Here is a 10,701-nt window from a genome sequence, read left to right as displayed (position 1 = left end):
TGAGGGTGTTTGGGGTGCAGCGTCCCGATGGCGGTGGCGTCCGGGAGGGTTTGGGTGGTGAGGGCGGTGAGGGTGGTGTCGGGTCCGAGTTCGAGGTACGCGGTGGTGCCGGTGGAGTGGAGATGCTCGGTGATGGCGGTGTAGTTGACGCTGTGGCGGAGCTGTTCGGTCCAGTAGTCCGGCGAGACCGCTTGCTCGGCGGTGAGGGGCAGCCCGGTCCGGTTGGAGATGACAGGCAGCGTCGGAGCCTGCGGGGCAAGAGTGCTGAACGTGGCCCGGAATTCGTCGAGGACGGGGTCCATGTGCGCGGAGTGGAAGGCGTGACTGACCTTGAGCGCACGGGTACGGATGCCCGCCTCCGCCGCACGCGCGGTCAGCGCCTCGATCTCGGCCACCGTCCCTGAAACGACCGTGTTCGTCGGGGAGTTGCGGGCGGCGATCTCCAGACCGGTGCCCTCAAGCAGAGGGGTGACGTCGTCGGGGGTGGTGTGGAGGGTGAGCATGGTGCCCTGCCCGGCGGGGAGTTCGCCCATGAGTCGGGCGCGGGTGGTGACGAGGGTGGCGGCGTCGGTGAGGGTGAAGATCCCGGCGAGGTGGGCGGCGGTGAGTTCGCCGATGGAGTGTCCGGCGAGTGCGTCGGGGCGTACCCCGTAGGACTGGGTGAGGCGGTAGAGGGCTGTTTCGAGCGCGAAGAGGGCGGGCTGCGTGTACGTGGTGTGGTGCAGCAGGTCGGCCTCAGGGGTGCCGGGCTCGGCGAACATCACGGTCAGCAAAGGCACCGGGAGGTGCGCGTCCAGGGCGGCGCATGTCTCGTCGAGGGCGTCGCGGAAGACGGGGTGGCTGGTGTAGAGGTCGTGCCCCATCCCCGCGTACTGCGAGCCCTGGCCGGTGAAGAGCACGGCGAGCTTCCCCGCCCGATACCGACCCACCACCCCCTGCGGGCTGGGAGTCCCGCCCGCAACAGCAGCCAGCGCGTCCATCAACTGCCCGCGCTCGGTGCCGAACACAACCGCACGGTGATCGAGAGTCGCACGCGTCCCCGTCAGCGCGCCCGCGACCGCCGAGAGATCAACGTCAGGCTGCTCCTCCAGCCACGCGTGCAGCCGCGAAGCCTGGGCACGCAGCGCGTCGGCCGTGTGGCCGGACACCGGCCACACCACCACACCCGATGAAGAAGCGGACTCAGTCCCGGCGCGTTCGATCACCGGTGCCTGCTCAAGAACCACATGCGCGTTCGTGCCACTGATCCCGAACGAGGACACACCGGCCCGCCTCGGCCGGTCCTCCTCGACCGTCCACGGGGTGTTCTCGGTCAGAAGTGCAACCGCCCCCGCCGACCAGTCCACGTGCGGCGTGGGCGCGTCCACGTGCAGCGTCCGCGGCAGCACCCCTTCCCGCATCGCCATGACCATCTTGATGACACCGCCGACACCGGCCGCCGCCTGCGTGTGTCCAAGGTTCGACTTCAGCGACCCCAGCCACAACGGAGCATCCTCCGCCCGTCCCTCGCCATACGTCGCAAGGATGGCCTGCGCCTCGATCGGGTCACCGAGCGTCGTACCCGTCCCGTGCGCCTCCACCGCGTCCACATCCGCCGCCGACAGCCCCGAGTTGGCCAGCGCCTGACGGATGACGCGCTGCTGCGACGGCCCGTTCGGAGCCGTCAGCCCGTTCGACGCACCGTCCTGGTTCACCGCCGAACCCCGCACCACCGCGAGGACCTGGTGCCCGTTGCGTACGGCGTCCGACAGCCGCTCCACCAGCAGCAGCCCGACACCCTCCGACCAGCCCGTACCGTCCGCACTCGCCGCGAACGGCTTGCACCGGCCGTCCGGCGCAAGCCCACGCTGCCGGCTGAACTCCACGAACATGCTCGGACTCGCCATCACCGTCACACCGCCGGCCAGCGCCAGCGACGACTCGCCACTGCGCAGCGACTGGCACGCAAGATGCAACGCCACCAGCGACGACGAACACGCCGTGTCCACCGTCACCGCCGGACCCTCAAGACCGAACGCGTACGACACCCGACCCGACGCGACACTCGGCGCACTGCCTGTCAGCAGGTGCCCCGCCACTCCGTCGCCCTGCTCGCTCAGCCGTGGTCCGTACTCCTGGAAGGTGCCGCCCACGAACACGCCTGTTCGGCTGCCGCGCAGCGACTGCGGGTCGACACCGGCCCGCTCGAAGGCCTCCCACGCCGTCTCCAGCACCAGCCGCTGCTGCGGGTCCATCGCCAGCGCCTCGCGCGGCGAGATACCGAAGAGCGCGGCGTCGAATTCGGCCGCCTCGTGGAGGAAGCCACCGTCGCGGACGTACGACGTTCCGTTCCGCGCGCTCTCGGGGTCTGGCTGGTAGAGGGCGTCGAGATCCCAGCCGCGGTCGCGGGGGAAGGGTCCGATCACGTCGTGGCCCTCGGCGACCAGTCGCCACAGCGCCTCCGGTGAGTCGCTGCCGCCCGGGTACCGGCAGGCCATGCCCACGATCGCCAGTGGCTCGTCGGTCGCTCCGGTCGCGGTCACCGGGGCCGAGTGGGCTGTTTCGCCGACGAGTCGGTCGCGGAGCTCGGCGGCCAGTCGTAGGGGGGTGGGGTGGTCGAACAGCAGGGACGAGGGAAGGCTGAGGCCGGTGACGAGCGTCAGCCGGTGGCGCAGTTCGACGGAGCCGAGTGAGTCGAAGCCGAGGTCACGGAAGGGCAGGCGTTCCTCGACGGCGTCCGGGGAGTCGTGGCCCAGCAGCGCTGCGGCCTCGGTGCGGATCAGGTCCAGGACGATCCGCCGGCCGTCGTGGGCGTCGAGTCCCGAGAGCCGGTCACGCCAGGGGTCCACCAGGGACCGAGCCGGATCCTCCGGGGAGGTCGCGGCGGTCTCCGCCTCCGCGAACGCACCTGCTCCCTCGGAGAGTTCGCGCACGACGGAGCCGGCGGACGGCCGGGGCGACAGCCAGTGGCTCCGCCGCTGGAAGGGATAGGTGGGCAGCGGTACCCGGACCGTGTCCTCGGGCAGGAGCGCGGCGCTCCAGTCGACCGCGACCCCGTGGCTGTACGCCGTGGCGACGGCGTTCAGCATGTCGTCGGCCTCGGACCGCCCGTCCCGGCGGCTCAGGGGCACGAAGGCCAGTTCCGGTTCGTCGACACAGCCTCGCGCCATCGTGGTGAGGGTGGTGTCGGGCCCGATCTCGACGAATGTGGTGACGTCGGCGTCCCGCAGTCGTTCGATGCCGTCGGCGAAGCGCACCGTGTGCCGGGCGTGCCGCACCCAGTAGTCGGCGGTGCGGAGTTCGTCGGGGTCGGCGAGCTGTCCGGTGAGGTTGGAGACGACGGGGATGGCCGGGGCGTGGAAGGTGAGCGATTCGGCGACCTCGCGGAAGGCGTCGAGCATGCCGTCCATGCGGGCGGAGTGGAAGGCGTGGCTGACCTGGAGTTGTTTTGTTCTGCGGCCCTTGGCGTGCCAGCGGGCCGCGACGGCCAGTACCGCTTCCTCGTCGCCGGCGATGACGGTGGCGCCGGGCCCGTTGACGGCCGCGATGCCGGCACGGCCGGTCCCGCCCGCTTCCGCTTCGAGTTCGGGGGCCAGTTCCGCTTCGGTGGCCTCGATGGCCACCATGGCTCCGCCTGCGGGGAGTTGCTGCATCAGCCGGGCGCGGGCGGCGACGAGCGTACAGGCGTCGGTGAGGGACAGGACGCCGGCGGTGTGGGCGGCGGCGATTTCGCCGATCGAGTGGCCGAGGACGTAGTCGGGCCGTACGCCCCAGCTCTCCAGGAGCCGGAAGGCGGCGGTCTCGTAGGCGAAGAGGGCGGGCTGGGTGTAGGCGGTCCGGTGGAGCAGGGCGGCGTCGGGTGTGCCCTCGGGGGCGGCGATGACGCGGCGCAGCGGGACTTCGAGGTGCTGGTCGAATTCGGCGCAGACGGAGTCGAAGGCGGCGCGGAACGCGGGGTGTTCGTCGGCCAGTTGGAGTCCCATGCCGGCTCGCTGGCTGCCCTGCCCGGCGAAGAGGAATGCTGTGCCGCCGTGGAGGGAGGTGCCGTGTGCGGCTCCGGTGGGGGTCCGTCCTGCGGCCAGTTCGGTGAGACGGGTGATGAGTGTTCCGCGGTCCGGTGCGAAGAGGACGGCTCGGTGCTCGAAGGCGGACCGGTGTGCGGCGAGGGAGTGGGCGACGTCGGCGGGCCGGTGCGAGGGCTGTTCGGTGAGGAAGGACGCCAGTCGGGTGGCCTGGTCCCGCAGCGCGGGCTCGCTGCGCGCCGACAGGACGTACGGCAGGGGGCCGGTCGTGGGCACGCCGGGGTTCCGCCCGGCCGGTGCGGTGTCTTCCGTGACGACATCGCCGGCGTCGGCGTCGGCGTACTCGCGCAGTATCACGTGGCAGTTGGTGCCGCCCATGCCGAAGGAGCTGACGCCCGCGGTCAGTTGGCGGTCCGGGTGGGGCCAGGGGCGGGTTTCCCGGACGAGCTCCAGGCGCAGTTCCTCCAGCGGGATGCGCGGGTTGGCCTCGGTGAAGTGGAGGCTGGCGGGGAGTTGGCGGTGGCGTACGGCGAGGATGGTCTTGAGGAGGCCGGTGATCCCGGCCGCGCCTTCGAGGTGGCCGACGTTGGTCTTGACGGAGCCGACGAGTAGGGGGTCGCCGGAGTCGCGCAGGGGTCCGGCGAACGCGCCGAGGGCCGCCGCCTCGATGGGGTCTCCGAGCCGTGTTCCGGTGCCGTGCAGTTCCACGTACTGCACTTCCGCCGCTGTGAGGCCCGCCCGCCGGTACGCGGCGTCGAGGACCTGCTCCTGGGCGTCGGGGCTGGGCTGGGTGAGTGCCTGGGTGCTGCCGTCGTTGTTCATCGCGGTGGAGCTGATGAGGCAGTGCACGGTGTCGCCGTCGGCGAGGGCGCGGTCGAGTGGCTTGAGGACGAGTACGACGCCGCCCTCACCCCGGACGTAGCCGTCGGCTCCGGCGTCGAAGGTGCGGCAGGCACCGGTCGGTGAGAGGGCGCCGAAGCGGGCCGCGGTGAGGAAGCCCTCGCCGGCCAGGGCGAGGTTCACGCCGCCGGCGAGGGCGACGTCGGATTCGCCGCGCAGGAGGCTCTCGCAGGCGAGGTGGACGGCGACGAGCGAGGAGGACTGGGCGGTGTCGACGGTCAGGCTGGGGCCGCGCAGGCCCAGGGTGTAGGAGACGCGGTTGGCGATGACTCCGCGGTTGAGTCCGGTGGCGGTGTGCCTGCCGATGCCGTCGGGGCCGTGGTCGCGGGTGACGGCCGCGTAGCTGTCCTCCATGGCGCCGACGAAGACGCCGATCGGGGCGCCGTCGAGGGTGGCGGGGACGATACCGGCCTCTTCGAGGGCTTCCCAGGCGAGTTCGAGGACGAGCCGCTGGTGCGGGTCGACGGCGGCGGCCTCCTTCGGCGGGATACCGAAGAAGGCGGGGTCGAACTCGTCGACGCGGGGCAGGTATCCGGCCCGCGAGGTGCTGAGCAGTCCGGCGTCGACGAGCGCCTGGGGTGTGAGCGATCCCTCGGGCCAGCGGCCTTCGGGGGCGGGGCCGACGGCGTCCCGGCCCTCTCGCAGCAGGGTCCAGAAGTCGTCCGGTCCTCCCGCTCCGGGCAGCCGGCAGGCCATGCCGACGACGGCGACGGGCCGTCGGTTCACCGCGGGATCCGCGATGGCGCTGCCGTCCCGGTCCGCGCCCTGGTGGGATTCCTGCCCGGCAACCGACATCGTCGGCACTCCCATCGACCATCCACGTGGCCCAGGCAGGCGAGAACTGACACTGCCCGGCTGTCCGCTAGATGCTCGGCACCTCGGCTAAAGCCACTCTTACCGAGACCTTTGGCCGACGAAGGTGGGTGATCCTAAACGAAAGTGGATCACCTATACTTTTCAAGGATTCATGAAGTTCTAGCAGATAGTGGATTATGGTACGAGGTACCGACAAGAGAGGACGAAATATGTCGGCCATGCCCGATACCGAGGCGACCCAGGACGCGGCGGTCGCCCAGTTCGTCGAGCGTTTCGCGTTGAGCCTGTCCGCGTTCGCCTTCCCGCGTATGGCCGCCCGTGTGTTCGTGGCGGTTCTCATCTCCGAGAAGGGCCGTCTGACCTCTCGTGAGCTTGCGGACACCCTCCAGGTGAGCCTCGCCGCCGTCTCGCAGTCGGTGCAGTACCTCCAGCAGGTGGGGCTCATCTCCAAGGACCGCGAGCCCGGTCAGCGCCGCGACAACTACCGCCTGCACGACGAGGGCTGGTACGAGATGTTCGCCCGCCGGGACGAGGCGTTCCTGCAGATGGAAGACCTGCTGGCCGCCGGGTCCGAGGCGCTGGGCGCGGACTCCTCCGGTGCGCGGCGGCTGGACGAGACGCGCAGGTTCATGGAGTTCGTCCGGACCGAGGTCGCGGACATGCTGCGCCGCTGGCAGGAGTCCAGTGGCCGTCAGGGCGTCACGGAGAAGTAGCGTCCGCCTCTCCCACTCCGGAGTGCGCCGGGGTGGGACCACGTATCGCCCCCGTCGCGAGGGCGACTCCCCCGGTCGTCGGCCGTGTTGTTCCCGGCCCGCCGCCTCCCGCGCCGTGATCCCGGCGCCGTGTTTCCCGCCCCGCGGTGTCCCGTGCACCGGCTGGCCCTCCGCACCGGGGGCCGCCGCCGTACGCCGTCCCGCGCCGAAGGGCCGAGCCGTCGTCGACGGCTCGGCCCTCACGTTGTCTCCGGGCGGTCAGATGCTCAGGTTCCGCCGCCGGAAGAGCGCGGCGCCGCCGGCCATGAGCAGGGCCGCGATGAGCAGCAGCACCAGCACCGGCCCCGCGGCGAAGTCCGCGGAGGGCATCTGCGGGACGTGGCTGTACGGCGAGAGGTCCAGCACCGCCTGCGGAAGGTCCAGCGCTGCGCCCACCTGACCGATCAGCAGACAGATCGCGAAGACGCCCCACGGCAGTACGACCGACAGCCGCGGCAGCATCCCGAACGCGGCGACGGTGACACCCGCCAGGACCAGTACGGCGGGAAGCCGTACCAGGGCGGCGACGGTGAGATCGACGAGACCGCCGCCGACGTCGCCTGAGGCGATGCCGTATCCGAGGCCGGCGCTCAGCCCGCTCAGCAGGGTGAGGGCCACCATGCCGATGACCGCGCAGGCGATCTGGCTGGCCACCCACCGGTATCGGCTGACCGAGGTGGAGAGCAGGGCTTCGAGCCCGCCCGTGGTCTCCTCGGAGCGCATCCGGTTGAGCAACTGCACCGCGTACGCGCCGATGGCCAGGCCCAGCAGTCCGACGGTGGCGGACAGATAGGAGTCCACCAGCGAGCCGGCGCCGCCCAGTTGTTCGACGATCTCGGCCGTGCGGTCGCTGTCGCCGACGAGGTCGTTGATCTCGTCGCCCACCGCCCCGAAGGCGAAGCCCATGATCACGACACCCACCGCCCAGCCGAGCAGGGCTCCGCGCTGGAGCCGCCAGGCCAGGCCGAACGGGCTGAGCAGTGACGGTGCGGCGCTCGGCGGACCGAGCTTGACGGCCCGCAGGCCCATGCCGACGTCCCGCACCTTGGTCAGCGCGAAGGCCGCGCCCACCAGCCCCGCGAAGGCGGCGAGCGGCAGGATCAGCACCCACCAGGCGTCGTCGTCGTACGGGCGGATCTGCTGGCCCCAGCCGATCGGCGAGAGCCAGGAGGGCCAGGAACTCGACACCCTGGTGCTGTTCTCGCTGAGGGTTCCGGCGGCGTCGCCGACCGCGCGCAGCAGGAAGGCGAGACCGAGGAAGGCGGCCGCGGCGCCGTTCGCGGCGCGTGAGCTCTCCCAGATCTGCGCGGTGACGGCGGCGACGCCCGCGAAGGCGATGCCGACCGCGCCGATCGCGGCGCCGGCGGCGAGGGAGCCGCCGGCCGGCAGTCCGCTGCCGATCAGCGTCACGGCGGTGACGAGCGCCAGTACCACGTTGGCCAGTACGGCGAGGACCAGCGCGGCGGTGAGGGCGGCGTGCCGGCCGACGGCGGAGGAGCCGATCAGCTCGGCCCGGCCGGTCTCCTCGTTCTGCCGGGTGTGCCGGACGACGGTCAGCGAGCTCATCAGCGCGGCGGCGACCAGGACGAGCAGCAGCGCCTGCGTCATCGCGGTGGCGCCTTCACTGGTGCCGGAGACCAGGCCGTTGAAGACGAGGGCCACGGCGTTCTCGGCCGCGCCCTGCTGGGCGCTGACGCGTTCCTGTTCGTTCGCGTACAGGCTGATGACACCGGAGACCGTCGACGACGTGACGAGTGTCAGGGCGACGATCCACACCGGCAGTTGGATGCGGTCGCGGCGCAGCGCGAGCCGTAGCAGGTTTCCCGTTCCGGTGAAGCTCACAGCTTGGCTCCGACCTCTGACCTCTGACCGGGCAGCTCGTCGCCGTAGTGCCGCAGGAAGAGCTCTTCCAGCGTGGGCGGCGTGCTGGTGAGCGAGCGGACCCCGTACTGGGTGACGTGGCGCAGCACCGCGTCGAGGTGGCTGGTGTCGACGTCGAAGTGCACACCGTCGTGGTCGCTCTTGAGGTCGTGCACGCCCGCCAGCCCCTCCAGGCCGTCGAGTTCACGCTCGGTCTGTACGGAGATGGTCATCCGGGTGAGGTGGCGCAGCTCGCTCATGGTGCCCGATTCGACGGTCCGGCCGTCGCGGATGATGCTCACCCGGTCGCAGAGGACCTCGGCCTCGGCCAGGATGTGACTGGAGAGCAGGACGGTCTTTCCGGCGTTCTTGATCTCCAGGACGCTCTCCTGGAAGACGGACTCCATGAGCGGGTCGAGGCCCGAGGTGGGCTCGTCGAAGATGAACAGCTCGACATCCGAGGCCAGCGCGGCGACGAGAGCCACCTTCTGGCGGTTTCCCTTGGAATAGGTGCGGAACTTCTTCGTCGGATCGAGCTTGAACCGCTCCAGAAGCTGGTCGCGGCGGCCCTTGTCGATCCCTCCGCGCAACTTGCCGAGCAGATCGATGGACTCACCGCCCGACAGGTTCGGCCAGAGGTTCACGTCTCCGGGTACGTAGGCGAGTCTGCGGTGCAGTCCGACCGCGTCGGCCCAGGGGTCGCCCTCGAGCAGTTCGGTGGTGCCGGAGTCGGCCCGCAGCAGACCCAGCAGGATGCGGATCGTCGTGGACTTGCCCGCGCCGTTCGGGCCGAGGAGGCCGTGCACCTCCCCTCTGGCAACTGTCAGGTCCAGCCCGTCGAGCGCGCGCACCGGACCAAAAGTCTTCACCAGGTTCGACACATGAATGGAGTTCATCACTCTCAACATATATCAAACATCAGCGAACTTGTGAAATGTGTGAGCGCAACCAACTACTCGTCGTATCAACGCAGTTACCCCTGCCCGGGGCGGCCGACACCGGGCGCCGCCCGGCCGGCCCGCCCCGGGACCCGTCCCGCGGCGCTCTCCGTGCCCCTCTCCCGCGCCGCTCCGGGCACCCCCCGGCCCCCGGTGCGGCGCGGGATCAGGACCCTGAAACATACGCGTAACAGGGCTGACGGACAGTCACGATCCTTAAGGGGGCCTTGGGCCCCACTAGGGGCGTGGGTAGGGGTTATGAGCGCGCCACCAGGTCTCCTAGTGTCCATCTCGCCACACCCCCTCACCGTCCGAACGGTGCACGGGTGTGAGCCGCCTCGACTGTCCTGGGGCGAAGACACGACGGGGGAGTCGGTCGAGTGCCGTGGGTGCGGTATGCCACGGCACTCGACCGGGGCCGTCATCTCAGGAAGCGATCAATCAGGAAGAGGCTCGTATGAAGTACGAGATACTTGGGCCACTGCGGGTGACTGACGAGAACGGCAGTTACTTCATCAACGCCAGGAAAATGCAGGTCCTGCTCACCCTGCTGCTCATCAGGGCGAAGCAGGTCGTTTCGATAGACGAGGCGATCACCGAGATCTGGGGCACCAACCCACCGCGCCGGGCCACCGCCGGCATCCATGTGTACATCTCGCAGTTGCGGAAGTTCCTGACCCGGCCGGACCGGGCCGAGAGCCCCATCCTGACTCAGCCCCCCGGCTATTTCCTGAACCTGGGCGACGACGAGATCGACGTCCACCAGTTCCAGGCACTGATGCACCGGGGCCGCGAATCCATGAAGGCGAGTCAGTACGCCGAGGCCTCGGTCTCCTTCGAGAGCGCGCTCGCCCTGTGGCGGGGGCCCGTACTGGGTGAGCTCCACGGCGGACCCGCCCTGGAGGGCTTCACCGCCTGGACCCACGAGACACGGCTGGAGTGCACCGAGCTGCTCGTGGAGGCCCAGCTCAGTCTCGGCCACCACCTCGAACTGGTGGGCCGTCTGTACTCGCTGACCGCCGAGCACCCCCTGCGGGAAGCCTTCTACCGGCAGCTCATGCTCGCCCTGAGCCGCTCCGAGCGGCAGGCCGACGCGCTGCGCGTCTACCAGCACGCGCGGAACATCCTCAACGAGGAACTGGGGCTGGAGCCCTGCCGGGCGCTGCGTGAGATGCAGCGCGCGATCCTCGTCAACGACGAGCGGCTCGAAATCGCCACCGCGGCGTGACCGACACGGCCGGCGAGGGGACGCCGCGGGGACCGCGGCGCCGCTCGGCGGCACCGTACGGGCCCGCGGGCCCGTAGAGACCGGCTCGGCGCAGGCCGGATCGCCCGGACACCGGGGGTCCGGCCCGAGCACCGTGTGAGTGACGCACCGTATGAGTGACGCACCGGGCGACTGACGCACCGTCCGGCCGAAGCGCCTCGGGCCGG

5 protein-coding genes are annotated in these 10,701 nt (G+C 70.6%); 2 read left to right on the top strand and 3 right to left on the bottom strand.

Translation table 11 applies throughout. From position 1 onward, the window contains the following. On the bottom strand, positions 1–5,696 hold a 5,696-nt coding region (locus GXP76_RS30740), incomplete at its 3' end, for a type I polyketide synthase (RefSeq protein WP_242574897.1). Positions 5,697–5,935: 239 nt separating this feature from the next. Between GXP76_RS30740 and GXP76_RS30735 the strand changes: the two genes are divergently transcribed. Next, positions 5,936–6,430: a GbsR/MarR family transcriptional regulator gene (locus GXP76_RS30735; protein ID WP_242574896.1), complete on the top strand. Its 495-nt coding sequence runs from the start codon at positions 5,936–5,938 to the stop codon at positions 6,428–6,430. A gap of 258 nt (positions 6,431–6,688) precedes the next feature. On the opposite strand, the gene GXP76_RS30730 is transcribed toward GXP76_RS30735, so the two are convergent. Both GXP76_RS30730 and GXP76_RS30725 read right to left on the bottom strand, forming a co-directional pair. Further along, entirely contained in the window at positions 6,689–8,311 is a 1,623-nt protein-coding gene (locus GXP76_RS30730) for an ABC transporter permease (RefSeq protein ID WP_242574895.1), read from the bottom strand. Then, positions 8,308–9,225 carry an ABC transporter ATP-binding protein gene (locus tag GXP76_RS30725; protein ID WP_242574894.1) on the bottom strand — a complete coding sequence of 306 codons (918 nt, stop codon included), beginning with the start codon at positions 9,223–9,225 and terminating at the stop codon, positions 8,308–8,310. Before GXP76_RS30725 ends, GXP76_RS30730 begins: the two co-directional genes overlap by 4 nt. Positions 9,226–9,724: 499 nt before the next feature. Here GXP76_RS30725 and GXP76_RS30720 point away from each other — a divergent pair, with 499 nt between their 5' ends. Next, the gene (locus GXP76_RS30720) at positions 9,725–10,495 is read left to right on the top strand and encodes an AfsR/SARP family transcriptional regulator (protein WP_242574893.1); all 771 of its coding nucleotides are present in this window, start codon (positions 9,725–9,727) and stop codon (positions 10,493–10,495) included. Positions 10,496–10,701: the final 206 nt, after the last annotated feature.

This window comes from Streptomyces sp. NP-1717, from assembly GCF_022695985.1.
Classification (GTDB): Bacteria; Actinomycetota; Actinomycetes; order Streptomycetales; family Streptomycetaceae; genus Streptomyces.
The sequence above is the reverse complement of the archived record's forward strand: the minus strand, read 5'-3'. Positions and strand labels throughout refer to the sequence as shown.